The organism is Mammaliicoccus sciuri, assembly GCF_025561425.1.
GTDB lineage: Bacteria > Bacillota > Bacilli > Staphylococcales > Staphylococcaceae > Mammaliicoccus > Mammaliicoccus sciuri_A.
Genome location: NZ_CP094824.1, coordinates 2,365,149 through 2,391,328 on the forward strand (window position 1 = coordinate 2,365,149; position 26,180 = coordinate 2,391,328).

A 26,180-nucleotide genomic window follows, 5' to 3' on the forward strand; every position below is an offset into this window, starting at 1 on the left:
TCCTGTTCATTTAGAAAGGTAAATCATCATCCTTTATATCAATTGGTCCATTCGCATTGGCAAATGGATTATGCTGTTGTGGTGCTTGGTATTGATTGTTTTGTGGTTGTTGGTAATTGTTAGGTTGTTGATAACTTTGTTGTTGGTATCCTTGTTGTTGATTATATTGAGGGGCTTGATTGTTACTCTGCTGTTGGTTATTACTTTTCGGTTCTAGGAATTGTACACTGTCACATACAACTTCTGTGACATATACACGCTTACCTTCATTATTTTCATAATTTCTAGTTTGAATTCTACCTTCAACACCTGCTAGACTACCTTTTTGTAAATAATTATTAACTGCTTCAGCAGTGTTCTTAAATGATACACAGTTGATAAAGTCTGCTTGTCTTTCACCATTCTGATTTGTAAATGACCTATTAATCGCTATAGTAAATGTTGTTACCGCAATACCATTTGGTGTAGTTCTATATTCTGGATTTTTAGTTAATCTCCCTACTAATACTGCTCTATTAATCATTTCTGTTGTCCTCCTTGATTTTGTTTAATAATATCTTGCTTCCAGGCGTTCAATGTTTGAATACCTTGCATAGTTTCAGCAATACTTAATTTTTCATAGTTAATAATTTTCAATTGCGCTTTGACTGATTCAGTATCTGCTTTTACTAATTGCGCAAATCCTTCTATATGTTTTTGCAATAGTTTGATATCACTATCATCAGCTTTTGTATATTTCTCTTTCTTTTGTTTTGCATCTGCATCATCTTCATCAGTTGGTATATTGAAGAACTTGAGTAAGAAATAACGTTCGGCATATGTTAAAGCTGTACCATATGCTTTACTGGCATCATCTTGATGACCTATCGCATAGAATGGTATTTCTAATCTTTCTTTAGGGTTGTCAGTGTTAATAAATGTATACGTCATATTCATTTCTACTAAGATATTTGGTTTCATATTGCCTTTCACTAAAACTTGAATGTCTTTGTAATCTGCTTGATGAACACTCGGATATAGCAATAAATGATTTTCTTCCATTGCTTTTCTTATTTTGTGTAATATTTGAGAACCTTCAACATAGTTGTATTTGTATCCCTCAGCATCCTTTGTAAAGCCTTCTATATTGGATTTAACATCTAAGATACGTTGGTATAAATTTGTTTCTTGTTCACACATTTACTTAACCCCCAATGATTGTGTTTGTTTAAGCTCTACGCCATCAAACTCACCATTAGCTTTAACATGAGCTAATAACCCGCGTTTATCGAGTTTCGGTGTTTGTTCTTTATAAAAATCTTTCGGTATTTTAGTTTCATCTTTAATGTCTAAAGAAGGTGCATTATTTCGTATTGAATAATTGTGTAGTTTAGTTTTAAATTTTGTTTTACCTGTATAGGTCATTGCTTCTAATAAAGTAGTTTTTAAACGCTCAATACCGTTATTATTCTTTTTCTTACGTTCTTGTAATCTTTTTACTTCACGATCAATCGCTTCATTCTCTGACTCTAACGTTTTAACAACTGCATAATAGCCATCTGCTTTATCTTCTAAGGCATCGTTAATAGAATCTAATGTGTCTTTTAATGCTTTGTCATCCTCACTGTCTTGAATGATTTCCAACACTTCTCTATATTGACTTGATAGTTCAAATATATTAACCATGAATATATGCCTCCTTTATTACTGATAACCTTTGGTCCTCTTGTAGACGTCTGTATACTTCTTTACAGACATATTCCATTTCATGTGGATGAATTAAATCGAATGTTGTATGGTAACTGCCTGCATATTTAAAGTGAATAACTAATTCACAAATATATTTGTCGTCTTGTTCTACTTTATACTTAAGTTTTCTCGGCTTTAAGTAACAGTTTTCTAATAATTGAAGCCTATATTGATTACGCTTTAAATGTGGTGTGTACATATTTACAACCCTTTCTTAATCAAAGCCTTTCCTCTCATAACTTCGACCATATGGTTTTTAAGTCTTTCAAACGATTCTGGATGATTCTCATAAATAGCAATCCATTTGTTATTGCTGTCGTATGAGTCGTGCCAATGCGTAAAATTAATAGTTATTCCGCTTTTGTTGCGATCTATTTCTAACCAGCAACGCTGGTCACTTACTTTAAACTCTTCAAATAATCTAGCAAATAAGCTATATAGTTTCTTCTGATTGCTCGTCACCTTTGACGTCCTCCTTGATTAGTTATATAATTTAATTTTATAATATTTCTAATTTCATTGACTCCTTCTGTCTGCAAACAGCTGGAGTCTTTTTATTTTTTCAGACTTTCTTTTAAAAACATAAGATCTTTCTTAACCTCTGTTAAAACTTCTATTCTTTCTTGCGATGAAATGAGTCGTTCTTCTGTTCTTTTTATTAACGATTTATGTTCTTCAATAATTTCATGATTATCCTTTATTCTCTTCTCGATTTCTCCTATTTGATGTTCGTAGTAATCTGATTTTTTCATTTTAAGTTCACTCCTAATTTATTAATGTGGTTATCTACTTTTTCTCTAAATCTATATCTTATTTCAGTATTGATTGCGGATGTCATATTAAATTAATTTAATATGAAAGCGTGGTGAGAAAATGTACTATGATTACTCTAAAAATTTAAGAACGATATTAAATGCACAATCTCGGCAGATGAGTTTGATTTCATCAATACCTCAAAAAAATTTAGAAACATTAATTAAATCCGCAAATATTTCATCTCAAATACTTAGCACTTACAATAAATCACTGTTAAATTATGGGTATACTAATGTTATAAATAATACAAACATTCAAGATGTTTTGAAGTTGAATATTCCATCATTCTTTAAAAACAACAACTTCCAAAAAAATCTATTTTCTGATGTAGCTCTTAATAAATTCGTATATTCGACGCGAATTCCTAAAAATGAAATTTTGAAAATGAATTATGCTTTTAGAAATTTTAATATCAATATAACTACTACGCCTACATTTACTGAATCCATCAATTCTTCCGATCCAGTAAATGTAAAAGATCAAGACAAAGCCTGCAATGTAAGTGGCAGGATGTTCAATATGAAACATGTTCAAACCTCCTCTAAAAAATATTTAAATTTAAAAATGGCAAGGGTAAATGTCGACACTGCAATTCGACCATTAATTTAGATTTGAATTATCGTTAAAAAAGTAATCATCTACTATTGTTTTTAATCGTTCATTATCGATATTCATTTCAATTGAATAAGCAGGTTTGATAGCATTCCTAATCTCCTCCACCAAGATGATGATTAGGAGTGTTATTTTGATAATCTTTAGTTTATTCATCTACTCTTCAACCCCTTTATAAATTTGATCAGCCATTTCAAAGCCTGCTACCGTCACTAGCCAAAATAGAAACGAATGCTCAATAGGTGTTGTACTAAATGACGATATAATAAAGAACTCAACAACAATTGCTAGTGTTAATGCAGGGTATTTGATAATATTCCATGCTACGGTCATTTAGTTTACCTCCGTTTCATTTTTCATAAGGTTTTCAGCTATATAGTCAATAGCTGGTGCTACTTTGATGTAACGCTTGTTTCCATTTCCAAAGCGATACATACATTTTTCTTGAAAGCCTTTGTTAGCGAAAACTTTTCTTTCTAGATCATTTTCTGATATTCCACTAATTCTTTTAAATTCTTTTACGTCTGCAAAGCCGATGAATTCCATGTTATTGCCTCCTTTCGTGCATAATTTAGTTATCAAATAATAAGGTGATGATAAAATATGAATAAATCTGATAAAGAATTAGCAGTTGAGTTAACTATTGCCACTATCGATATGGTTACTAATCATAAAATGCAAAGTCGAACACCTAGTTTAGAACCTTTAAGCCAAACGGAAATAAAGAACTTGCTAAATTCGTATCACTCAACTATTAAAGATCTCGATAATTCTTAGGTCGATTAAGCAATTGTTCTATCACTGTTGCAGCAGCGTATAGAATGATTGCTTTTTTAATTGTTTGTAATGCTTGCATTTGTTATTCATCCTTTCTGATATAATTTAGTTATCCCTATATGAAGGGAGGTGTTTCCAATGAGCATATTTGAAATGTCAGAAGAAAAAGAGTACTTAAGAAATTTAGTTGTTACTGGATATTACGATACAAAGAAAGCTATTAGACAAGTTGTTGATAACGACAATGAAATATTGGCACTGCATTACTTATCAAAAGCTAATTCTTACTTTGTGACTTTAGAATCTTATGTTAGAAGTAAAGAGGATTTATATCGTTATGAATTTATACAAGCAGTTGATGCTTTTAATAACGTTTACAAAGAAGCGCTTAATTGTGTTCGAGACAATCATTCGCACCAACACACCGTAATATACTTCAATGAATTTAAAGAAAAATTGTATCCAGTGCTAGGTTATGTTGATTCTAATCTTGACTTAGAACTCAACAACTAATCTTCTTGGCCTCTTGTTAAATCAAGAGGTCTTTTTCCTTTTGATATCTCAGTATTTTGAATGTGGTGTAACAACTTGATATCGATTACATGTAAAACTCTTTTTACTTGTGTATAAGATAAACCATATTCATGAATTAATTGATAAACCTTACGTTCTACTGCACTTTCTTCCAAATTTAGTTTTGTTTCTTGCATTGTTATTCCTCCTTTAAGTTGGTTGTTCGATTGTGGGTTTTGTTCATAAATTTTCTGCTATACTCCTGTTAAGGAGGTGATTAATATGAAACTAAATCAGGACTGCGTAAGACATTTATTATTAGAAGTTGAATCAAATAAAAAACTTGGCGAGCCACTTACTGAATATAATTTCAAAGACAATATAATTTTTGGTAAATATGATTTTGAAACGGTAATGTACTCGCTTTTAAAATTAAAAGAAGCTGGATATATCGATGCTCAGTTTAGTTGGTCATCTGGAAAAATTATTGCTTGGATAATCAATGACATCACCTGGTCAGGTCATGAATTTTTAGACAATATTAGAGATGACAAGACATGGAAAGAAGTTAAAAAAGTTGCTAGTAAAACATCAAGTATGTCTTTAACATTGCTGAATAAACTAGCTTTCCAATACCTTTCTCAAAAATTCAATCTAACTTAAATTCAACTCCATCAACTAATGCATAAAAGTTGCTTTTTAGTTCAGGTCTTCTCGCTAATGTTCCGTCAATAAAATAATTTTGAGTCATTAAATCATAACCATCATTTATTTGAACATCTAATGGTCGTCTATTACCTTCTTCGTCATAGTAGTAATAGATGACCTTTTTTGATTCATTCACTGTGTTTCCTCCTTTATCTACTACGGCTGTTCACATAAGAACTTATTGATAAAATATTGTTGGCCTTTACCAGTTACTTTTGGTGTCTTACTAATCGATACATGACCATCTGAATGACTGATTGTTGTTTCTTTGATTTCAAATAGTTCTCTTTCCATTGAGTACTGTGTCGGCATGTTGTAATCAACGCCCTTACGTTTGATCAAGAAACCATTTTGTCTTAACCACTCAAACAGCCTACGTTGACCAATATCTACACCATTTTGTTTGATAATCTTCGCTAACTCACCAACCAGAATTGATGTTTTAGTAGTAGCCACCGCATCAGCAAATACAATTTTAGGTTTGTCTTTCTCAATCTTTGCTTCAAGTTGATTGATTGTATTGTTAGCAATTTTCAAAGCACGCTGCATAACCATTTCTGGACTGTTCCACGCTTTTTCCACTTGAATAAAATATTGACGTGCACGTTTTCCTGGTTCACTTCGTTGTATCATTGCTATTTCTTTAGCAGTGTCTAAAGTTAGTGCGTGGTCAACATAGTGAGTCATATTACCTTGAGCTGTTGCTCTTTTTTGAGCGATAGCTGTATAGTCCGCATTTTCTTCAAAACCATATTTCAGCATTCTAGGGAACCAATCTTTATATGCTGTTTTCACTTCTAACGCTTGATGAAGTTCACGACCACTAATCGCAATTTCTCCATTTTCTTTTTCTTGAATATTGAACATCTTTCCGATGTCAGGTTTGGTTTGTAATTCTTGCATTATTCATTCCTCCTTTTAAGTCAAAACTTTCCTTTTACGTAAGTCTTCGTTAAAAAAAATATCTCTACCTTCTTGCGGTGTTAAATCTAAAGCGAAATAAATTCCATTGATAACAGGATAAGATGGCTTTGTTCTACCATGTATCATATTAGACAACGTATCTCTATTCACTCCTATTTCTTCTGATAAGGTTTTGATGTTATGCTCTTTCAAAGCCATTTTAGACTTTAAGAGTTTAGCGTCGATTGGCATATCTTCTCACCACCCTTTCGTATTACGTAAGTAATCTTATCATGACGTCACAAAATCAGTCAAGCGTTTTACGAAAGTTTTTAAGAAAAATGTTGCAAATGCAGAAAGTTTTCCTTATAATATAATTACCAAGAAAAAAGGAGCTGTATTACAATGTGCTTTTCAAAAAGAATGAAACAATCAAGAGAAAAACAAGGTATGACTTTGGCTGAATTGGGTAGAAAAATTGGCAAAACTGAAGCTACCGTTCAACGATATGAAAGCGGCAATATTAAAAATTTAAAAAACGACACTATAGAAAGTATTGCCGAAGCATTGAATGTAAATCCTGCCTATTTAATGGGGTGGATTGATGAAGACAATGATGAAGTACAACATCGTGCAGCTCACTTAGAAGGTAACCTAACTGATGATGAGTGGAAACGCGTGTTAGATTATGCAGATTATATTAGAAGTAGACGCAAATAAAGGGTGTATTGGATGGGATTATACGAAGAAACTTTAATACAACATGACTATATAGAAGTAAGAGAGGCGAATGTACTTCCTGATGATTTAGATGGAGTCTGGCTAGGTGATCTAATATTAATTAAACGTAACCTACCAGAAAAGAAGAAAGTCGAAGTCCTTTTTGAAGAATTAGCACATCACAAACTTACATACGGTGACATCACCAATCAAAAACAGTTCAATAACCGAAAATTCGAAAATTACGCTAGACGCTATTCATACGAAAAGTCTATGCCCCTATCGGGTATAGTCCAGGCGTTTGAGCAAGGGGTACATAATCTGTACGAGCTTGCTAATTTTTTTGAGATTTCAGAAGGTCACGTACTAGATTGTATTGAGCATTATAAAGCTAAGTATGGTTTGTCCACCTATCACAAGGGTTATGTCATTAAATTTGACCCTTTGCAGGTGTTTAAACATATAGAATTTGAATAAAGGAGAGATATGTAATGGAAGAAATGAATCAAAAACCTAAGAAAAAGAAAGGTTTACTTTGGGGCTTATTAGGATGTTTAGGTGGTATTGTAATCGTCATAGTAGCTATTATAGTTATAGTATCTTTATTCTTTAGTAGTGTTGACGAAGAATTGAATGGAACTAAAGAAGAGAAAGATGAAATAGCTAACACTGCCAGTAAAACTCACAAAGTTGGGGACACTGTGAAGGCTGATGGAGTAGAAGTAACATTGGTAAGTGTAGAAGAAGCTGGAGAAACTGGAGAAATAGGAACACCTCCTGAAAATGGTAAAGCGTTAAAAGTTAATTATAAGTTCAAAAATAATAATGACGACCAAATTTTAATGGACTCATCTGATTTCACTATAAATGTTGGTGGGGAAACATATTCTGAATGGTTTGGTACTGATGATACTAACGCTGATTTTAGTCATCAAATAAATAAAGGTAATACTGCAAGTGGATATGTATACTATGATGTACCTGAATCTGACGAATATATGATTGAGATGGACGCTACTCCTGGACTTAAAAATATTAAAGCAAAATGGGAAATTAAAAAAGAAGATATTCAATAACCAACTACCTCACAATACGTGGGGTTTTCTTATAAGGAGGAATAACTATGGCATCATTTACAGTTACGAAAAGAAAAAACAAAACATCAGTTTCTTGGCAATATACTGATTTCTGCGTCTTAGTAAACGGGGATTCTATGGAACCTACTATACGTGAAGGCACATACGCTTTCTTCAAAGAAGTTCATGAAATTAATGATGGTGGGATTGCATTAGTCACTTTAGATGGTGCAGGCTTTATAAAACGTGTGGATAAATATTATGATCATATTGAGTTAATTTCAATTAACCCTAAGTACGATAGCATTACTGTTTCTTCATACAATCAATTTAAAGTGATTGGTAAGTTAGTGATGTAAGAAAGGATGATTTTATGGATTACAAAACATTTAAAGAACACATGAATGATAACCTCGAATCCCTTGACTCTTTTTATAATAAAGTTACAGAATTCCAATTAGACAAGAATAAAAGCCGTGCTAAAAAATCAAGATGGAATGATGCTAAAGTACAGCGTGCTATAGATAATATGTATGAAGACTTATTTAAGAATATCTATGAAAAAATAAAAGCACAGGTTGAAAATAACGGCAAGAAAACAGATGCTCAATGGGTTGAGTACATGGAGAAAAATGAAATATATGAAAATTTAGATCAGTCAATTTATGAAATTGAAATTGAATAATATAACACACCTCACACTAAAGGAGATGATATCAAATGAAAATAATTAATTGCAAAATAAAAAGAGAAACTGTCGTCTACGAGGTTTTAACAAATGACAACCATGCATTCACTTACGAGTTACCTAAAGATTTATCCTCGCAAAAAGTAATAGAGTGTTTAAAAATTATAGAAGAAAAAGTAGATAACGATAACAAAACAGGAAAGATCTTATCGTAGTATGTAAATATATTTAAAGGAGAGGCAAAAAATGAGATTAATCAAAAAACTAGTTCAATACATCGTATTAAATGTAATCTACAGTATCGCGCGTAGAATTTTAGATGATAGAAAGAAGAAGTAAAACTTGGGTAGCCCGCCTACCCTTATTATTTTACCATCCTAGTGACGCTTTATATAAAAACAATTTTTAAGGAGTGGAAAATATGGATATTCAGAAAATAAAAGCTAGCTATATGAATGGATACAAAAATCAAGCATGTCACTATGATTTTTTAGGCGACGATATTCAAAATGCTTTTCCTTTGATAAAATTCGAAAATTACTTAAGTTTTATTTTATTCGAAGCCAATAAAGATGTTTTTCATGCTTCGAAATTTTTAGTTATAGTTGACAATTATGACAATCCTGAAGAAACAATAAAAGTCAGAGAAGAAGATTATAAAAATATAAAAAGACTGTTGATGGACAGCGAAAAACGCGAAAGATTCGAAATTTTCATCGAACACTATTATGAAAAGTTGTCATCTAAAAATATTTTCATAATTGAACCTATTCATTTACTCTATATAGATAATGATTTAACGTTAAATGGTAAGTATCAAGCAGAAAGAGACTATAAAGAATGGTCAAACGAAAATAAAACATCTCTAGATAGGTACAATCATGATAAAGTTAGTCCTTATTCACATTTAGACTATGAAGGACTAATATTAAACTTCGATAGCGAAAAATATAATAATGACTTTTCATATCAAATGTCACAAGCCGAAGAATGCTATAAACGAAAGTTGTTCTTGCCTGCTGCTGCCACTTTAAGTGTCGCGTTAGAAACTTTACTTATGGCTATTTGTGAAAAAGAAAATGTTAAATTAAAGAGTAAAGACACTAACGATACCATGATGAATTACCTTGGGCAACAACTATTAAACGCAGGAAAAATAAACTATAGAATGCATAAGAGAATCGACATTACTTATTCTTTAAGAAATTCAGTTTCCCATTCCAATCCAGGAGAGGTTTCGAAGGCAGATTGTCAAATTATATTATCCTGTATAAAAGTTCTAATAGACGAACACTACTCAAAATAAAGTATACCTTTTCTTTCTTTTACAGAAGATTCACTTACCTTATCGAATGCGCTTATAAACGCATTAGTGTACTTCTCTTTAGACAAATCATTATAAGGATTAGAGTATACATCTGTTGTACATTCCAAATGGTAAAGCGCGTCGTATATAATTGCTATTTCATCTTGTGAAAAATTCACTATAATCACCTACTTTCTATAATTATAACATATAGTTATATAGTTATTGTTTGATTAATTTTCAATAAATAAACCCTATAGTTCTAGGTTACCTCCCACGTACCCTTTTTTATTACATTGGAGGTTGAGGGATGGAGAAAGAATTATATGAAATTTTTGTTAGAAAAAATTAAAATTTTTGAGATAGATATATTTGAGGTTAATATAATGTAACGCCAATATCCCTAGATAATTCGAAAAGGGGCAAATAGGGATATTTCAAACATAAAATATCTTATCTTTTTATGTTATTTATAAAATGTTCTTGTCAACACAGTAATTATTAATGTAATTTAAATATAAACACTAAAACATCTAAGGAGATAGCTTATGAAAAAACTAAAATTATTATTTGAAGATAACCACTTAGTCAACAATGATGTATACTGGAAGGCTATTTTAAAAGCTTTTTTTCTCTCTTATATTTTTTATAATGCATTCGCATTAAGTGATTACGTTACAAAAAACTACATATTTGCAATCATTGCAATTATTATAATTATAATAGGAGTGTGGGCTACTAACAGATTAAAATTTAATTTATTGCAATTTAAAACATTAAACAGAAAAGATATATTAATTACTATACTAGGTTTCATTCTATTGTACTCTTTCGATGAAATATTTGAATATTTGAAACCCGGACTATCCCCTAACGACACATTAATTGTTCATGAATTCTCAGGAACACCTTTTATACTGCTAATAATTAGTATCGCACTTATTCCTGCGATTGTAGAAGAAATTATTTTAAGAGGATTTCTACTCCGAGTAGTTTTTAGAGGACATTTATTTATAGGGTTAATTATTTCAAGTATTATTTTCGCGTTATTACATGAAGGGAATACTTTTATAGACTATCTCCCTTATTTTTATTTTGGTCTTATTGTTGGTATATCTTATCTTATTACTAAAAGATTAGAAGTTGCTATAATTATTCATTTCTTAAATAACTTTATAACTCTTTTTGAATATTTTAACTAATCTAATTGGATACAGGGTAGCCCGCCTACCCTTATTATTTTTTACTTTTTTTAAGGAGGAATACGCATGGCATCATTTACAGTTACGAAACGAAAGAATAAAACATCAGTTTCTTGGCAATATGATGTGAAAGACAAATCTTTTAAATCGGGTAAAAAGCGCAAATCTGGTTTTAAAACTAAAGCAGAGGCGACATACGCAGCACAACAATTAATTAGAGATTTAGAAGACGGCAATAAGATTGAAGATAATAAAACATTCGAAGATTATTATACCGATTGGCTTGTGATTAAGAATAAAAAGAAAGTAGCGCCGAAACAATATTATTGGTATGAAAGATCGCTAAATTTATTCAAAGAACACTTCGGCGATTATATGTTAGTTAAGAATATAACACGTTCTGAGTACCAAAAGTTTTTAAATGAGTATGGTCAAAATAGAACGACTGAAACAGTTAGAAAAGTACACGGTTGTCTTGCGCCATGTATTAGAGATGCAGTATATGATGGATATTTGAAGAAAGACCCGACTTATAAAATTGAGTTAAAAGGTACTAAGGCACCTAAGAATGAAGATAATAAGTACATGACCATTCAACAGTATTTAGATTTGATTGAATACTTTAAAACACGAGATGAACAAAGTTATATATTTTTATATTTACTAGCTATTACAGGTGCTAGATATAGTGACATAATAGGAATGACTAAAAAAGATTTAAACAAATCAAGTGGCATTGTCCACTTACCAGGTACTAAAACAAAAAATTCTAAACGTGATGTCGAAGTAAGTCAAAAAGATGTATTACTGATTAATACGAAGTTATCTAAATTACCAGTTAGAACTGATGGTAAATTATTTCACCTATCACACAATGCAATCATAAAGTCATTTAACTATGCTAAAAAACAAATTGAATTAAATGACGACACAATAACACCATATGCTTTACGTCATACGCACACATCATATTTGTTAAGTAAAAGCATTCCTGTTGAATATATAAGTAAACGTTTAGGTCATGCGACGATTTCACAGACTCTTGACACTTACTCACATTTACTTGATGAACATAAAAAAGAACAGGGTCAAAAAGTAAGAGAATTATTCTCTTGACACTTTTTTGACACCTGCTAGGTCAAAACCCCGTCATATATAGGGTGAAATATGGAGACGGCGGGAGTTGAACCCGCGTCCAGAGATCCTGATACAAATGTTTCTACGTGTGTAGTCTAGTCATTAAGGTTTCGCGTTGTCTCAGGGGACTGACACCCAAAGACAATGCTAGCTTGATTAATCTCTTCTCGTCAGACTTCAAACGGCAGTGACGAGCGTATCCTACTTAAGTTGAATCACGTTAACGGCACATAGGCGATGCGGTTAGGTGATGCAGAGTGCTATTACGCAGCTACTGCTAAATTATCTTGTTTGCCAGTTATTATAACTGTTGTGTTGATGACGAAGACAACCCTCCGACACGCTTCATAAGCTCGGGGACCCCTGTCGAATCCGTAACGTCCCCTCAATAAGAAATATACTTCCTTTTAACAGAAGTATATTTAATCTTAACAATTTTTGATTGATTTTTCAATACAAATTGCTTAATATCGTTGTTTCATTGCTCTTTCAACGTCACGTTTTGCTTCTTTTGCTTTTAATGCATGTCGCTTATCATAGTCACGTTTACCTTTAGCTACACCTAAAAGAACTTTACAGTAACCGTTTTTAATGTAGAGTTTAAGTGGGATTAATGCATACCCTTTTTCTCTTGTAATACCAAAGAGTTTATCGATTTCTTTTCTTTTTAAAAGTAATTTACGGTTTCTCAATGGATCATGATTAAATCGGTTACCTTCTTCATATGGCGCGATATGCATGTTATATACATACATTTCTCCATTAAATACACGTGCATATGAATCTTTTAAGTTTGCACTGCCTCGGCGAATGGATTTGATTTCAGTACCTTGAAGTACAATACCCGCTTCAACCGTATCTTCTATTGTGTAATCATGGCTTGCTTTACGATTTTGTGCTAGTGGTTTACTTTGAACTTTTGGCACATCCATCACCTACTTTCTATTTTTTCTTTCGTCTTGCTTTGTTTTTCACAGCTTTTGCTTTGTAATAAGGCTTTTTACCTTTCTTACCTTGTTTACCTTGATTGCCGCCTTGTTTACCTTTAGCTCTACCTTTTTTATGCTTATTAGGTTTATCTTGTTCTTTAGCTGTACCACGTTTTTTAGCTTTGATTGTTTTTTCTCTTGCTAAACGTTCTCTATTCTTTTCAGCTATTAGCATACCAACAATTTGAAAATCAATCATACGCTCATCAACGTTAACATTAATGACTTTAACTTCAACTTTGTCACCAATTCTAAATACTTTAGCTTGGCGCTCACCTATAATAGCCATATTACGCTCATCAAAGTTGTAATAGTCATCTGTTAAGTTAGAGATATGCACCATACCTTCAATTGTGTTCTCTAGCTCTACAAACATACCAAAGTTCGCTACTGAACTGATAATACCTGTAAACACTTCTCCAACGTGTTGAATCATATACTCTGACTTCTTCAAGTCATCTGTATCACGTTCAGCGTCAATTGCTCTTCGCTCACGTTTAGAAGTATGGTCAGCGATGTCTGGCAACATTTCTTCCCAATGTCTAATTTGTTTACTGTTCATAGATTTTTCAATTAAATATTTACGAATTAATCTATGCACTATTAAGTCAGGATATCTTCTGATTGGAGATGTGAAATGTGTATAGTAATCTGCTGACAAGCCAAAGTGACCTAAATTATCTTCACTATATCTAGCTTGTTGCATACTTCTTAACATTAAAGTAGAAATAACCATTTCTTCTTTCTGTCCAGCAACTTCTTCTACAATTTTCTGTAATGTTGCAGGGTGTATGTCTTCACTTGAACCTTTAACAGCAAGTCCAAAGTTTGAAATAAATTCAAAGAATTGGTTTAATCTTTCTGCTTTTGGATTCTCATGGACACGATAGATAAATGGCACTTCTAGTTTACTAAAGTGTTCAGCAATTGTTTCGTTAGCAGATAACATAAAACTTTCGATTAAACGCTCTGCATCGTTTCTTTCTCTCACTTCAATGTCTGTAGGTATACCATCTTCATCTACTAATACTTGCGCTTCTTTAATATCAAAATCAATTTCCCCACGTCTTTTACGTTTAGCGATTAATTGTTTTGATAGTTGTTGTGCTAAATCAAGCATTGGTGTAATTTCTGAATACTTTTCACGAATTTCTTGATCGTCATTTTCAATAATGGCATTTACATCTGAATATGTCATTCTATAATCTGAATGAATAACACTTTCAAAAATATCATGTCTGATGACTTCACCTTGTTGATCTATTTCCATTCTACAACTCAATGTTAATCTATCTTCATGTGGATTTAATGAACAAATACCATTACTTAATCTATGCGGAATCATAGGGATTACTCTATCAACAAGATATACACTTGTCGCTCTGTCGTATGCTTCTTTATCTAACTCACTATTTTCTGTTACATAGTAGCTGACATCAGCAATACTAACTGTCAGTTCTGTTAAACCATTGTCTAAAGATTTTACAGAGACAGCATCATCTAAATCTTTCGCATCTGCACCATCTATCGTGATTGTAAGTTCATCTCTTAAATCTCTTCTACCTTTAATTTCGTCTGGACTGATTTGATCTGGTACATTTTCAGCTTCTTGAATAACATTGTCAGGAAATTCAATATTAATGCCATGTTGATATATGATAGATAAAATATCAACACCTGGATCATTCTTATGACCTAGAATCGCTTTAACATGACCTTCTGGGTTATGCGTCCCATCAGCATACTCTGTAATTTCTACTAATACTTTATGACCTTCGATTGCTCCAAGATTTTTACCTTTAGGAATAAAGATATCTTGTGTAATACGTTTATCATCAGGTAACACGAAACCGAAATGTTTCGCTTCTGTATAAGTACCAACTACTTGCGTAATATTACGTGTCGTAATTGCTTTAACTCTACCTTCAATCTTACCTTTATGATCTCCACGAGATGGCACAACTTCTACTAATACTTCATCGCCATCCATCGCTTTGTTAATTTGATTAGGTGGGATAAAGATGTCTTCTATTGTGTCATCTTCCGGTCTTAAAAAGGCAAATCCTTTTTTGTGCTGACTTAAAGTACCTTTCACAAGGTCTGATTTGTTACTTTTCTTCTTATATCTATCCGTTTTTGTTCTTTCTAGTTGACCCTTTTGTTCTAAATCAACTAGAACTTTAATTAATTCTTTAAATGAATCAGCATTACTAAGTCCTATTACATCTTGAAATTCACTTACGGTCATAGGACTGTATTCTTTATCATTGATGATTTCTTCAACTTCTTCTCTTAGATTCATAGTGGGCCTCCTTTCTCGTTTATATTATGTGTGTGTTACTCGGACCAATCTAATGATTCTAAGAATTGATATACGTCTTCAAATACTTGTTCTTTTTCTTGTCCGATTGTTATAACATGACCAGATTCCTCATACCATTTAATATTTTTGTCATCAGAAGATGATTCATTATAAATAATATTAGCTGAATCAGGGTTAATCATTTCATCTAGTTTACCTTGCACAACAAACAATGGATCAAATACTTCGTCTACTTGATCTCTCACACCTTGAATGGTTTCTTGTAAATCTTTCAAAGTATTCGTAGGATGAAAATGTTTCATTTCTTCTTCAATTTGTTCAGGTGTTTTGCCTTCATATTTTTTAAATTCTCTAGCATAATCTAATACACCTTCAAACATCGTGCCTTCAGTTTTTATATACATAGGTGAGCACATTATTACAATACCTTTTACATCTCTGTTTAAACTTAATTTCAAACTAAATACGCCACCTAGTGATAATCCAGCTACTGCTATTTCAGTATATCCTTTTTCTTCTAAAAAATCATATGCATCTAAACAGTCTTTAAACCATACATATGGACTTGATTCCAAAATTTCTTCAGGTGGTCTACCATGACCTTCATAATGCGGAGCATATGATGTATACCCTTTTTTCTGTAAGTAACGTCCTAATTGTCTAACATCTGATGAATTACCTGTAAATCCATGTAAAAGTAATACTGCTCTTTTTCCTTCTTCAAAAAAGAAAGGTTTAGGTAATTGAATTCTCATGAATGACCATCCTTTAACATAATCTAGTTCTATTGTATCGTTTTTTTACTTGTATATAAATAAAAAAGTCCGACAATACAGTCGGACCACTACATTTTGAAGTAAGTAATTGCTAACATTAATAAGAAAAATAAAATTGCTAAAATAATTGTAACTCTGTGTAAAATTAAATCTATTCCACGTTGTTTTTGTTTTCCAAATAATTGTTCTGCTCCGCCACTAATTGCACCAGATAAACCAGTACTTTTACCTTCTTGAAGTAATACGACGGTAATCAATGCAATACAAACGATGATTAATAAGACGATTAAAAATGTATGCATGGACTCGGTCCTCCTGTCTATTATAACAGTAGCATTATAGCATATTTACAATATGCACTCAAGTTTTCATTAATGATACTCAACCGATATACCTAACGATGCTAACATTTCAAAATATGTTGGGCAAGTCTTTGATACGCATGAAGGATCTAATAATTTAATCCCATCAACTTTAGTACCCATTAAACTTAATGACATTGCAACACGGTGATCATCATAAGTATCTAATGTAGCTGCTTTTACATCACCCGGTGTGATAGTCCAACCATCTTGATGTTCAGTAACTTCAATACCTAATTTTGTTAAACTTTCTGTTAATGCAGTTACACGATTACATTCATGATGACGTATATGTTCTACACCTGTAATAGTAATTGGACCATCAGCAAATACAGCTAAACTGCCAATTGTTAAAGCTTGATCTGAGCAAGCATTCATGTCAATTGTTAAGTTCCCTTTTAATTGTTCAGGACCAGAAATCACAACATAATCAGAACCTTTTTCAACAGTTGCACCCATTTTTTCAAGAATATCGACAACTTCTAAATCAGGTTGATGACTTTCCATATTTAAATGATTAATTTTAATCGTAGACTTATTAAGTGCTGCTAATGCCATAAAATAGCATGCTGTAGATAAGTCAGCTTCTAATGGTAAAGTAGCTGCTTCATACTCACCTTGTTCTACTTTCATATGTGTATAATCATCTGATACATCTACATGTATGCCAAATTGTTTCATCATTTCAATTGTAATATCCACATAAGCACTTTGAACTATCTTAGTCGTAAGTTCTATTTCAGTTGGTTTGTTAAATAAAGGTGCCGCCATTAATAAACCACTTATAAATTGACTTGATTGATTACCAGCAATTGAAACTTTTCCGCCCGTTTCAGGTGCACCTTTTATAGTCACAGGTAACTGACCTTCTTTTTCAAGATACGTTAGTTGAACACCTAATTGTTTTAACGCATCGTGTAAAGTCTTGTGAGGTCTACCAGCAAGTTGTTCAGTTGAAGTAATTGTGATTTCACTTTTCTCTTGAGTCCCTAAAATACCTGGTAAGAATCTAGCAGTCGTACCAGCAGAACCAATAAATACTTGTTGTTTCTCAGGTAATTCTGAACGATTAATACCTGTAATATGAAGTTCATCACCTACAGCTTCAACAGTAGCACCTAGTTTTTTAATTGTTTCCATACACCAGTATGTGTCATCACTCTTTAAGTATCCAGATAATTTAGAAGTACCCTTACTAAAACCAGCCAAAATAAAAGCACGATTCGTTACACTCTTACTACCCGGAATCATGACTTCTTTATTAAATGCTTCTTTAATAGGATGAAGAGATAATTGATCCACACCATCTAAACTAGACCAAGGTGATTTTGCACTTTTTAAATTAATCGTCATTATGATCCTCCTATAAAATTCATCGCCTCTATTATAGAACATTTTCAAATAGAATGAAACGATAAAATACTATTGATTTAAAGCGTTAAAGAATTTGTTTGGTGAAGGAGGTTGTGGGAGATGGGAGGTATATAGTGTGTGGAATTTAATTGTGTAGTGTGGGATTTAATTGTGTAGAGTAGGATGTCTTGGCTTTATTTGATGTGGGGATACGACTTGGGGTCATCTCTTGGCTTTATTCAGAAGTTAAGCTACGACTTAGTCAATTTTTAAGTAATCAAAAATGTTAATTCCTAAATAATCATATAATTTTTGAAAAGATGTGAGTTTATTGCCTCTTTAACTCACATTTTCATCAATCTCGTGTGTTTACTCCATCTTTAACCCGCATCTCCCAATACACGTGATACCCCCACCGCTCTGACCACTCCAGCCTTCAACTAGCCATTTTCTATATCAAATACCAATCTCCCTTACATACCAAAATTTCGATTACAACTATAAAAAGCCCAAAAGATGTGACGACATCTTTTGGGCTTTATGTGAACCATTTTTATTTATATGCTCAATTATTTTGATAAGTTATAGAAAGCTTTGATTCCTTCGAATTTACCTGTTTCGAATAATTCATCTTCGATACGTAATAATTGGTTGTACTTAGCAATACGGTCAGTTCTTGATAATGAACCTGTTTTGATTTGGCCAGCGTTAGTTGCTACTGCGATATCAGAGATTGTAGTATCTTCTGTTTCACCTGAACGATGTGATACAACTGCAGTGTAACCAGCTTTTTGAGCCATTTCGATGGCTTCGAATGTTTCTGTTAATGTACCGATTTGGTTAACTTTGATTAAGATTGAGTTACCGATACCTTTTTCGATACCTTCAGATAATTTTTCAGTGTTTGTTACGAATAAATCGTCACCTACTAATTGTACGCGGTTGCCGATACGGTCAGTAAGAAGTTTCCAGCCGTCCCAGTCGTTTTCATCCATACCATCTTCGATAGTGATGATTGGGTATTTGTTTACTAATTCTTCAAGGAAGTCTACTTGTTCTTCAGAAGAACGTTTAGCACCATTTTCACCTTCGAATTTAGCATAGTCATATACGCCATTTTCGTAGAATTCTGATGCTGCACAGTCGAATCCTAAGAATACATCTTTACCTGGTTCTAAACCAACTGCTTTGATTGCTTCTAAAATTGTTTCAACACCGTCTTCAGTACCTTCAAATTTAGGAGCGAAACCACCTTCGTCACCTACTGCAGTTACTAAACCACGAGATTTTAAGATTTTAGCTAAGTTATGGAAGATTTCTGCTCCCCAACGTAAAGCTTCTTTGAATGATTCAGCACCTACTGGTAAGATCATGAATTCTTGGAATGCGATTGGTGCGTCTGAGTGAGAACCACCGTTAACAATGTTCATCATTGGTACTGGTAATTGAACACCGTTGAATCCACCAAGATATTTGTATAATGGTTGACCTAAGAAGTCAGCTGCAGCACGAGCTACTGCGATAGAAACACCTAAAATAGCATTAGCACCTAATTTAGCTTTGTTTGGTGTACCGTCTAAAGCGATCATTAATTTGTCGATAGAAACTTGTTCTAATACTGAGAATTCACCTTCAATGATTTCAGGTGCAATGATTTCGTTAACGTTTTCTACTGCTTTAAGAACACCTTTACCTAAGTAACGGTCTTTGTCTCCGTCACGTAATTCTACTGCTTCATATTCACCTGTTGAAGCACCTGATGGTACTAAAGCTCTACCAAAAGCACCGCTTTCAGTTAATACTTCTACTTCTACTGTTGGATTACCACGAGAGTCTAATACTTCGCGTGCATAAATATCTGTAATAATTGGCATAATTAAAACTCCTTTATAAATTTATAATTTATTATTTAATTAATGATTCACCAGTCATATCTTCTGGTTTTTCTACTCCAAGTAAGTCTATAAGTGTTGGTGCTAAGTCTGCTAAGCGACCTCCACTTCTTACTTCTACCCCTTCTTTTGTCACAATAACAGGAACTGGGTTTATTGTATGAGTTGTCATAGGTGATTCGTCATCTGTTAACACTTCATCAGAGTTACCATGGTCTGCTGTAATGATAGCTGTACCATTCATTGATAAAATTTTATCAACAACTTCACCTAAACATTCATCTACTGCTTCAATTGCTTTAATTGTTGGTTCAAGCATACCACTATGACCAACCATATCAGGGTTCGCAAAGTTTAAGATAATTAAATCTAAATCACCTTTATCTAACTCACTGATTAAAGCATCTTTTACTTCATATGCACTCATTTCAGGTTTTAAGTCGTATGTTGCAACTTTTGGTGAATCGATTAATATTCTTCTTTCACCTTTAAACTCTGCATGATTACCACCACTCATGAAATAAGTCACATGAGGGAATTTTTCTGTTTCAGCAATTCTTAATTGATTTAAATTATTTTTCTCAGCTACTTCACCGATTGTATTTTTGATATCAACTGGTTTAAAAGCAACTTCGGCAATAACATCATCACTATAGTTTGTAAAAGTAACAAAGAATAAATCATCTAGTTTACGTTTAATTTCAAAACCTTCAAATTTTTCATTTGTATATATTTGGCTAAGTTGTGCCGCTCTATCTGGACGGAAGTTAAAGAATACCATAGCATCATGGCTATTTACGCCAGTATTTTCTACACCTTTTTCTTCGTCTTTAACGATAAATGGAACAACAAATTCATCTGTTAGACCTTCTTGATAATTAGCTTCTACACCTTCAACTGCAGTTGCATATACAGGTCCAACGCCATTAGACATTGCATCGTAAGCTTTTTCTTCACGATTCCAACGTTTATCTCTATCCATAGCGTAATAGCGACCAGAAATAGAAGCGAATTGACCAATACCTAGCTCTTTAAATTTATTTTCAGTTTCTTCAATATATTTAAGTGCTGATTTTTGATCAACGTCACGTCCGTCTAAGAATCCGTGAACATAAACTTTTTTAACACCTTGTTTTTTGGCTAATTCTAATAGTGCAAATAGATGTTTGTAGTGACTGTGAACACCACCATCTGATAAAAGTCCCATTAAATGTAGCGTTGAATCATTTTTTACAATGTGATCCATTACTTGTTTAAGTGCGTCAATTTCAAAGAAATCGCCATCTTCAATTGATTTATTGATTCTAGTTAAACTTTGATAAACAATTCTTCCTGCACCAATGTTTAAGTGACCTACTTCAGAGTTACCCATTTGACCTTCTGGTAGACCTACATCTAAACCACATGCTGATAATTCGTTATGTGGGTATTTGTTGTAATATCTATCAAAATTTGGTTTGTTGGCTTGTTTTACCGCATTACCATGCTCTTCTTCACGATTAGCAAAACCATCAAGAATGATAAGTGCTGTTGGTTGTTTAGCCATTATTTAGCACCTTCTAATAATGCTACGAATGAATCAACTTTTAATGAAGCGCCGCCAACTAATGCGCCATCGATATCTGATTGAGCCATATATTCTTTAATGTTTTCTGGTTTAACACTACCACCGTATTGTACACGTAAAGCATCAGCAGCTTCTTGAGAGAAAGCACCTGCAACAACGTTACGTACGTGTGTACACATTTGGTTAGCATCTTCAGAAGTTGAAGATTTACCAGTACCAATTGCCCAGATAGGTTCATAAGCGATTACTGTCGCTTTAACTTGATCTTCTGTGAAACCTTTAAGTGCTGCTTCAACTTGACCACCTACTACTGATTCAGCTTTACCTGCTTCTCTTTCTTCTAATGTTTCACCAACACAAATAATTGGTGTCATATTATGAGAAAATACAGCTAATGCTTTTTTATTAACATCTTCGTCAGTTTCGTGGAAGTATTCACGACGTTCAGAATGTCCTAAAACGACATACTTAACACCTAAATCTTCAAGTGCTGCTGGAGATGTTTCACCAGTGAAAGCACCATTATCTTCAAAGTATGCATTTTGCGCACCAATTTGTAAGCCTTGTGCTACGCCTTCTTTAGTTAAGTTAACAAGTGCATCTAATTGTATAGTTGGTGCACAAATTACTGAATCTACCTCATTAGTATCTGGTAATGCTGGAAGTTCATTAACAAAGTCTTTTGCTTCTTGAACTGTTTTATTCATTTTCCAGTTACCTGCGATAATTGGTTTTCTCATGATATATAAACTCCTTTTATGATTATTTTTCAGAAATTGCTTCGATACCTGGTAATGCTTTACCTTCTAGATATTCTAGAGAAGCTCCGCCACCTGTAGAAATGTGTGTGAAATCATCAGCAAATCCTAAGTCCATCGCTGCTGCAGCTGAATCTCCACCACCGATAATTGTTGTAGCATCTTTTAAGTTAGCGATTGCTTTACATACGCCAATTGTACCTTGTGCAAAGTTACTAAATTCGAATACGCCCATTGGACCATTCCAAACAACTGTATTTGAACCTTGTAGAGCTTCACTAAATACTTCAACTGATTTAGGAGCGATATCCATTGCTTCTTGATCAGTAGGAATTTCATCAGCAGAAACAACTGTAATTTCAGCATCATTTGAAAATTCTTTAGCTACTTTACAATCAACCGGTAAAATAATTTTATCGCCAGCACGTTCAAGTAAATCTTTAGCAAAATCTACTTTGTCTTCTTCAAGAAGTGATAAGCCGATTTCTTTACCTTGTGCTTTGAAGAATGTATATGCCATTCCTCCACCGATGATAACTTTATCAGCAATTGTTAATAAGTTTTCGATAACACCAATTTTATCAGACACTTTCGCGCCACCTAAAATTGCTACTAAAGGACGTTCAGGTTCACTTACAACGCCGCCGATAAATTTAATTTCTTTATCCATTAAGAAACCTGATGCTGTTTCAATATTAGATGCAATACCTACGTTAGACGCATGTTCACGGTGTGCTGTACCGAATGCATCATTGATAAATACATCACCTAATGAAGCCCAGTATTTACCTAATTCAGGATCATTTTTAGATTCTTTTTTACCATCAACATCTTCAAAACGTGTATTTTCAAATACTAATACATCGCCTTCAGATAATCCGTCGATTGCGCTTTCTAACGCTTCACCACGAGTTTCTGGTACGAATGTTACTTCTTTATTTAATAATTCACTTAAGCGTTCTGCTACTGGTTTAAGTGACAATCCTTGTTTATCTTCTTCAGTTTTCACTTTACCTAAATGTGAGAATAAAATAACTTTACCGCCTTGTTCGATAATGTATTTTATTGTAGGAAGCGCTTGAACGATTCTGTTATCGTTTGTAATTGCACCATCTTTCATTGGTACATTAAAATCTGCTCTTACAAGTACTTTTTTACCTTTTAATTCTACGTCTTTAACATTCTTCTTTGCCATGACTTGTCTTCCTCCTCTAGATAATAGAAAATACTTTACGATTAAAAATAAGCGGAGAAGCGTTGTGCTCCCCGCTTACTCATAAGCATAACCTATTTAGTTCAATTATTTAAATTATTTGTTAGCTTGAGCTGCTAAATATTCTAAAGTACGAACTAATTGTGAAGTGTAAGACATTTCATTGTCATACCAAGATACAGTTTTAACTAATTGACGATCTCCAACTGTCATAACACGAGTTTGAGTTGCATCGAATAATGAACCGTAAGTGATACCAATGATATCAGAAGATACGATTTCGTCTTCAGTGTAACCGAATGAATCATTTGTAGCATTTTTCATTGCTGCATTGATTTCTTCAACTGAAACTTCTTTGTCTAATACAGCTGTTAATTCTGTTACTGAACCAGTTGCTACTGGAACACGTTGAGCTGATCCATCTAATTTACCTTTTAATTCTGGAATTACTAAACCGATTGCTTTAGCAGCACCAGTTGAGTTAGGTACGATGTTTTGAGCAGCTGCACGAGCACGACGGAAGTCACCTTTAGCATGTGGAGCATCTAAAGTATTTTGGTCACCAGTGTAAGCGTGAATTGTCATCATTAAACCTTCAACGATACCAAATTCATCATTTAATACTTTAGCCATTGGAGCTAAACAGTTAGTTGTACAAGATGCACCTGAAACGATTTCTTCAGATCCGTCTAATTCATCATGGTTAACGTTATAAACGATAGTTTTTAAGTCACCTGATGCTGGAGCTGAAATTAATACTTTTTTAGCACCTGCTTCGATGTGAGCTGAAGCTTTGTCTTTGTCAGCGAAGAAACCAGTACATTCTAATACTACATCGATATCTAAATCGCCCCATGGTAATTCTTTAGGGTTAGGATTTTCGAAAGTTTTGATTTCTCTACCGTTTACGCGGAATCCGCCTTCGATAACTTCTACTTCGTCTTTGAAACGACCTTGTGTTGAATCATATTTTAATAAATGAGCTAACATTGCGTCATCTGTTAAATCGTTGATTGCTACTACTTCGATATTTTCAACTTCTTGTAATCTTCTAAATGCTAAACGACCTATTCTACCAAAACCATTAATTGCTACTTTAGTTGCCATTATGATGGCCTCCTTTTTATTTTTTATTCAAAAAGGTTAAATAACCTTTTATTCCAAATTGATTATTGCTTTTGCAGCACCTTCATCAGTGATAAGAATTGTATTCTTAGGTGCAATCTCAAGATAAGCTTTTATCGCTTCTGCTTTAGATGTCCCACCTGCTACTGCAAAAATGTTTGTCTTTGTTGTTAAGTCTTCTAGTTGCAAACCGATTGTCTTAACACGATGCACGACTTCACCTTTGTCATTGAAATAATAACCAAAAGCTTCTCCGACAGCATGATGATGTTTCAATTGGCTTAATACTGCTTCAGAAGTCTTCCTTCTTTCCGCCATCTTCAGCGCATCACCAATACCGTGAATAATAAAATCTGAACGACGTATTGCATCTAGCACCTCAATAACTGCAGGTTCTTTCAGCAAAGTTTCGTATGAACTTTCGCTCACTTGGTCTGGAACATACAAGACTTTATATGACCCACCTGTACGATTTGCCATGCTTGCGCAAATTGTATTCGCTTGAAACACAACGTTTTCACCCAAACCACCACGCGCTGGCGTGAACAAAATGTCTTTATCTAATGGATGTAATGACTCACTCACTCTTGCCATTGTTGAACCACCAGTTACTGATACTGAAGCATGATCGTATAATGACTGTTCTAGTAATTCAGCAGTAACATTACCCATTTCTGCTTTAACCATCTCATCTAAATCCGAATTACCTCTCACTATATGAGCTTTCACACCATATCGATTAAAAATTTCTTCTTCAATATGATTAAAACTAGAATAAAGTGTTAAATAATGCGATAAAGAATCAAGCGTTTGCTCGCCTGTTTCAGTCAATTTCATACCAGTTGACTGAACGCTGATTAAATCTTGTTGTTTTAAAATTTCTATCTCAGTTCTCAATACCCGTTCAGTGACATTCATAACATCACTCAACGTTCTTCGACCTATAGGCTGCTTTTTCTCGATTGTCGATAAAATATTAAAGCGTCGATACATCTTGTCAATCAAATCAGGAACTAGTCTATGTTGTACTTTTAGTAAATCTTCCATAAACAAGTCGCCTCCTCAAAGATTAACAGATGGGCAATATCTAACCTGGGTTAGACGTTTTTCGTCCCATGCGGGTCAAAAAAATAATATCTGTTTGCATTTTTATAATACACCCCTTATATAGAGAATGCAAGTTAAAAGCGTTTCCTATTATTTCATTTGATCATATGCATCTGTCAATGTGATGAAATCAATAGTTCCTTCTTGTAGAACTTGTCCATCATATTCAACAACAGGAATTCTTAACATATATTTTTCAAGTAATGTATCATCTTCTTCAATATTAATAGTATCTATTTTTATTTCATGATCGTACGATTCTTTAAAAAATTCAATTTGAATCTTAGCATCTTCACATAAACCACAATTTGTTCCAACATAAAATTTAATTGTCATCCAAATCATCCTTTACAAAGTAAGCCTCCCCGAGACGAATCGAACGCCCATTTCAAGAACCGGAATCTTGCGTGTTATCCGTTACACTACGGAGAGATAAGTCTTAATAAACACTTTATATCTACTTAATATATTGTCTATATAATAGAATTATCAACTATTAAGGAGTGAAGGCAAAATGAATACAACTCAA

36 protein-coding genes, 1 other RNA gene and 1 pseudogene are annotated in these 26,180 nt (G+C 33.2%); 12 read left to right on the top strand and 26 right to left on the bottom strand.

The features are described 5' to 3' along the window. Nucleotides 1-10: 10 nt before the first annotated feature. From ssb to MUA60_RS12365, 6 genes are all read right to left on the bottom strand, one after another. A complete protein-coding gene (gene ssb / locus MUA60_RS12340) occupies nucleotides 11-523 on the bottom strand; it encodes a single-stranded DNA-binding protein (RefSeq protein WP_262648441.1) in 513 nt (170 codons plus the stop codon). Beyond that, on the bottom strand, nucleotides 520-1,179 hold the full coding sequence (locus tag MUA60_RS12345; RefSeq protein WP_262648442.1) for an ERF family protein: 660 nt from the start codon (nucleotides 1,177-1,179) through the stop codon (nucleotides 520-522). The genes ssb and MUA60_RS12345 overlap by 4 nt, the downstream gene beginning before the upstream one ends. Next, nucleotides 1,180-1,665, bottom strand: a complete 486-nt coding sequence (locus MUA60_RS12350) for a siphovirus Gp157 family protein (protein WP_262648443.1) — start codon at nucleotides 1,663-1,665, stop codon at nucleotides 1,180-1,182. After that, a complete protein-coding gene (locus MUA60_RS12355) occupies nucleotides 1,658-1,927 on the bottom strand; it encodes a hypothetical protein (RefSeq protein WP_262648444.1) in 270 nt (89 codons plus the stop codon). The genes MUA60_RS12350 and MUA60_RS12355 overlap by 8 nt, the downstream gene beginning before the upstream one ends. Nucleotides 1,928-1,929: 2 nt before the next feature. Then, nucleotides 1,930-2,190 (bottom strand): hypothetical protein, encoded by a 261-nt coding sequence (locus tag MUA60_RS12360; protein ID WP_262648445.1) that lies wholly within the window; start codon nucleotides 2,188-2,190, stop codon nucleotides 1,930-1,932. Nucleotides 2,191-2,282: 92 nt separating this feature from the next. Beyond that, the gene (locus MUA60_RS12365) at nucleotides 2,283-2,480 is read right to left on the bottom strand and encodes a hypothetical protein (RefSeq protein ID WP_262648446.1); all 198 of its coding nucleotides are present in this window, start codon (nucleotides 2,478-2,480) and stop codon (nucleotides 2,283-2,285) included. Nucleotides 2,481-2,601: 121 nt separating this feature from the next. Between MUA60_RS12365 and MUA60_RS12370 the strand changes: the two genes are divergently transcribed. Beyond that, nucleotides 2,602-3,153, top strand: coding sequence for a hypothetical protein (locus tag MUA60_RS12370; RefSeq protein ID WP_262648447.1), 552 nt, complete (start codon nucleotides 2,602-2,604; stop codon nucleotides 3,151-3,153). A 159-nt stretch (nucleotides 3,154-3,312) separates the two neighbouring features. On the opposite strand, the gene MUA60_RS12375 is transcribed toward MUA60_RS12370, so the two are convergent. Beyond that, nucleotides 3,313-3,489 carry a hypothetical protein gene (locus MUA60_RS12375; protein ID WP_262648448.1) on the bottom strand — a complete coding sequence of 59 codons (177 nt, stop codon included), beginning with the start codon at nucleotides 3,487-3,489 and terminating at the stop codon, nucleotides 3,313-3,315. After that, entirely contained in the window at nucleotides 3,490-3,702 is a 213-nt protein-coding gene (locus MUA60_RS12380) for a hypothetical protein (RefSeq protein ID WP_206180412.1), read from the bottom strand. Nucleotides 3,703-4,071: 369 nt separating this feature from the next. Between MUA60_RS12380 and MUA60_RS12385 the strand changes: the two genes are divergently transcribed. Continuing rightward, nucleotides 4,072-4,446, top strand: coding sequence for a hypothetical protein (locus tag MUA60_RS12385; protein ID WP_262648449.1), 375 nt, complete (start codon nucleotides 4,072-4,074; stop codon nucleotides 4,444-4,446). Here MUA60_RS12385 and MUA60_RS12390 read toward each other — a convergent pair. Next, complete coding sequence (locus MUA60_RS12390; protein WP_262648450.1) at nucleotides 4,443-4,643, bottom strand: hypothetical protein; 201 nt, start codon at nucleotides 4,641-4,643, stop codon at nucleotides 4,443-4,445. The genes MUA60_RS12385 and MUA60_RS12390 overlap by 4 nt on opposite strands. Nucleotides 4,644-4,728: 85 nt before the next feature. Between MUA60_RS12390 and MUA60_RS12395 the strand changes: the two genes are divergently transcribed. Then, nucleotides 4,729-5,109, top strand: a complete 381-nt coding sequence (locus MUA60_RS12395; protein ID WP_218697269.1) for a DUF2513 domain-containing protein — start codon at nucleotides 4,729-4,731, stop codon at nucleotides 5,107-5,109. Here the strand turns inward: MUA60_RS12395 and MUA60_RS12400 are convergent. Genes MUA60_RS12400 through MUA60_RS12410 form a run of 3 tightly spaced genes read right to left on the bottom strand, consistent with a single transcriptional unit; the run spans nucleotide 5,096 to nucleotide 6,309 of the window. Next, nucleotides 5,096-5,290: a hypothetical protein gene (locus MUA60_RS12400; protein WP_218697268.1), complete on the bottom strand. Its 195-nt coding sequence runs from the start codon at nucleotides 5,288-5,290 to the stop codon at nucleotides 5,096-5,098. The genes MUA60_RS12395 and MUA60_RS12400 overlap by 14 nt on opposite strands. A gap of 20 nt (nucleotides 5,291-5,310) precedes the next feature. Further along, nucleotides 5,311-6,057 carry a phage antirepressor KilAC domain-containing protein gene (locus tag MUA60_RS12405; protein WP_262641731.1) on the bottom strand — a complete coding sequence of 249 codons (747 nt, stop codon included), beginning with the start codon at nucleotides 6,055-6,057 and terminating at the stop codon, nucleotides 5,311-5,313. A 15-nt stretch (nucleotides 6,058-6,072) separates the two neighbouring features. Beyond that, nucleotides 6,073-6,309 carry a helix-turn-helix domain-containing protein gene (locus MUA60_RS12410; RefSeq protein ID WP_262619693.1) on the bottom strand — a complete coding sequence of 79 codons (237 nt, stop codon included), beginning with the start codon at nucleotides 6,307-6,309 and terminating at the stop codon, nucleotides 6,073-6,075. Nucleotides 6,310-6,462: 153 nt separating this feature from the next. On the opposite strand from MUA60_RS12410, the gene MUA60_RS12415 reads away from it, so the two are divergent. The 7 genes and pseudogenes from MUA60_RS12415 to MUA60_RS12445 all read left to right on the top strand — a co-directional run bounded on the left by MUA60_RS12415 (nucleotide 6,463) and on the right by MUA60_RS12445 (nucleotide 9,847). Then, a complete protein-coding gene (locus MUA60_RS12415; protein WP_262641732.1) occupies nucleotides 6,463-6,777 on the top strand; it encodes a helix-turn-helix domain-containing protein in 315 nt (104 codons plus the stop codon). A 12-nt stretch (nucleotides 6,778-6,789) separates the two neighbouring features. Beyond that, nucleotides 6,790-7,254, top strand: coding sequence for an ImmA/IrrE family metallo-endopeptidase (locus MUA60_RS12420; RefSeq protein WP_262641733.1), 465 nt, complete (start codon nucleotides 6,790-6,792; stop codon nucleotides 7,252-7,254). A gap of 14 nt (nucleotides 7,255-7,268) precedes the next feature. Beyond that, nucleotides 7,269-7,853, top strand: coding sequence for a DUF4352 domain-containing protein (locus tag MUA60_RS12425; RefSeq protein WP_262641735.1), 585 nt, complete (start codon nucleotides 7,269-7,271; stop codon nucleotides 7,851-7,853). A 107-nt stretch (nucleotides 7,854-7,960) separates the two neighbouring features. Further along, nucleotides 7,961-8,212 (top strand): annotated as a pseudogene (locus MUA60_RS12430) (S24 family peptidase); the annotation flags it as partial. Nucleotides 8,213-8,226: 14 nt separating this feature from the next. Continuing rightward, nucleotides 8,227-8,538, top strand: coding sequence for a hypothetical protein (locus MUA60_RS12435; RefSeq protein ID WP_262641737.1), 312 nt, complete (start codon nucleotides 8,227-8,229; stop codon nucleotides 8,536-8,538). Nucleotides 8,539-8,573: 35 nt separating this feature from the next. After that, a complete protein-coding gene (locus tag MUA60_RS12440) occupies nucleotides 8,574-8,756 on the top strand; it encodes a hypothetical protein (RefSeq protein ID WP_242449798.1) in 183 nt (60 codons plus the stop codon). A gap of 206 nt (nucleotides 8,757-8,962) precedes the next feature. Next, nucleotides 8,963-9,847, top strand: a complete 885-nt coding sequence (locus tag MUA60_RS12445; protein WP_262641738.1) for a hypothetical protein — start codon at nucleotides 8,963-8,965, stop codon at nucleotides 9,845-9,847. On the opposite strand, the gene MUA60_RS12450 is transcribed toward MUA60_RS12445, so the two are convergent. Continuing rightward, the gene (locus MUA60_RS12450) at nucleotides 9,835-10,026 is read right to left on the bottom strand and encodes a hypothetical protein (protein ID WP_262641739.1); all 192 of its coding nucleotides are present in this window, start codon (nucleotides 10,024-10,026) and stop codon (nucleotides 9,835-9,837) included. The genes MUA60_RS12445 and MUA60_RS12450 overlap by 13 nt on opposite strands. A 369-nt stretch (nucleotides 10,027-10,395) precedes the next feature. On the opposite strand from MUA60_RS12450, the gene MUA60_RS12455 reads away from it, so the two are divergent. After that, a complete protein-coding gene (locus MUA60_RS12455) occupies nucleotides 10,396-11,049 on the top strand; it encodes a CPBP family intramembrane glutamic endopeptidase (protein ID WP_262641740.1) in 654 nt (217 codons plus the stop codon). A 66-nt stretch (nucleotides 11,050-11,115) separates the two neighbouring features. Beyond that, nucleotides 11,116-12,165, top strand: coding sequence for a tyrosine-type recombinase/integrase (locus MUA60_RS12460; RefSeq protein WP_262641741.1), 1,050 nt, complete (start codon nucleotides 11,116-11,118; stop codon nucleotides 12,163-12,165). A 49-nt stretch (nucleotides 12,166-12,214) separates the two neighbouring features. On the opposite strand, the gene ssrA is transcribed toward MUA60_RS12460, so the two are convergent. The 13 genes from ssrA to MUA60_RS12525 all read right to left on the bottom strand — a co-directional run bounded on the left by ssrA (nucleotide 12,215) and on the right by MUA60_RS12525 (nucleotide 25,987). Continuing rightward, nucleotides 12,215-12,571, bottom strand: a transfer-messenger RNA (tmRNA) gene (gene ssrA / locus MUA60_RS12465). 79 nt (nucleotides 12,572-12,650) lie between these two features. Then, nucleotides 12,651-13,112 carry an SsrA-binding protein SmpB gene (smpB, locus tag MUA60_RS12470; protein WP_025906370.1) on the bottom strand — a complete coding sequence of 154 codons (462 nt, stop codon included), beginning with the start codon at nucleotides 13,110-13,112 and terminating at the stop codon, nucleotides 12,651-12,653. A 16-nt stretch (nucleotides 13,113-13,128) separates the two neighbouring features. Next, the gene (gene rnr, locus MUA60_RS12475) at nucleotides 13,129-15,477 is read right to left on the bottom strand and encodes a ribonuclease R (RefSeq protein ID WP_262648451.1); all 2,349 of its coding nucleotides are present in this window, start codon (nucleotides 15,475-15,477) and stop codon (nucleotides 13,129-13,131) included. A 35-nt stretch (nucleotides 15,478-15,512) separates the two neighbouring features. Next, complete coding sequence (locus MUA60_RS12480; protein WP_262648452.1) at nucleotides 15,513-16,253, bottom strand: alpha/beta hydrolase; 741 nt, start codon at nucleotides 16,251-16,253, stop codon at nucleotides 15,513-15,515. Between the two features lie 89 nt (nucleotides 16,254-16,342). Further along, the gene (gene secG, locus MUA60_RS12485; RefSeq protein WP_025906376.1) at nucleotides 16,343-16,576 is read right to left on the bottom strand and encodes a preprotein translocase subunit SecG; all 234 of its coding nucleotides are present in this window, start codon (nucleotides 16,574-16,576) and stop codon (nucleotides 16,343-16,345) included. Between the two features lie 69 nt (nucleotides 16,577-16,645). Continuing rightward, entirely contained in the window at nucleotides 16,646-17,989 is a 1,344-nt protein-coding gene (gene aroA, locus MUA60_RS12490; protein ID WP_262648453.1) for a 3-phosphoshikimate 1-carboxyvinyltransferase, read from the bottom strand. Nucleotides 17,990-18,558: 569 nt separating this feature from the next. Then, entirely contained in the window at nucleotides 18,559-19,863 is a 1,305-nt protein-coding gene (eno, locus tag MUA60_RS12495; RefSeq protein ID WP_262648454.1) for a surface-displayed alpha-enolase, read from the bottom strand. Between the two features lie 31 nt (nucleotides 19,864-19,894). Then, nucleotides 19,895-21,427, bottom strand: coding sequence for a 2,3-bisphosphoglycerate-independent phosphoglycerate mutase (gene gpmI / locus MUA60_RS12500; protein ID WP_262648455.1), 1,533 nt, complete (start codon nucleotides 21,425-21,427; stop codon nucleotides 19,895-19,897). Further along, a complete protein-coding gene (gene tpiA, locus MUA60_RS12505) occupies nucleotides 21,427-22,188 on the bottom strand; it encodes a triose-phosphate isomerase (protein WP_262648456.1) in 762 nt (253 codons plus the stop codon). The genes gpmI and tpiA overlap by 1 nt, the downstream gene beginning before the upstream one ends. 22 nt (nucleotides 22,189-22,210) lie before the next feature. Further along, nucleotides 22,211-23,401, bottom strand: a complete 1,191-nt coding sequence (locus MUA60_RS12510) for a phosphoglycerate kinase (RefSeq protein ID WP_262648457.1) — start codon at nucleotides 23,399-23,401, stop codon at nucleotides 22,211-22,213. Between the two features lie 114 nt (nucleotides 23,402-23,515). Further along, nucleotides 23,516-24,526 carry a type I glyceraldehyde-3-phosphate dehydrogenase gene (gene gap / locus MUA60_RS12515; protein WP_025904545.1) on the bottom strand — a complete coding sequence of 337 codons (1,011 nt, stop codon included), beginning with the start codon at nucleotides 24,524-24,526 and terminating at the stop codon, nucleotides 23,516-23,518. A gap of 48 nt (nucleotides 24,527-24,574) precedes the next feature. Beyond that, the gene (locus MUA60_RS12520; protein WP_262648458.1) at nucleotides 24,575-25,591 is read right to left on the bottom strand and encodes a sugar-binding transcriptional regulator; all 1,017 of its coding nucleotides are present in this window, start codon (nucleotides 25,589-25,591) and stop codon (nucleotides 24,575-24,577) included. A 150-nt stretch (nucleotides 25,592-25,741) separates the two neighbouring features. After that, a complete protein-coding gene (locus tag MUA60_RS12525) occupies nucleotides 25,742-25,987 on the bottom strand; it encodes a glutaredoxin family protein (RefSeq protein ID WP_262648459.1) in 246 nt (81 codons plus the stop codon). Nucleotides 25,988-26,180 lie beyond the last annotated feature (193 nt).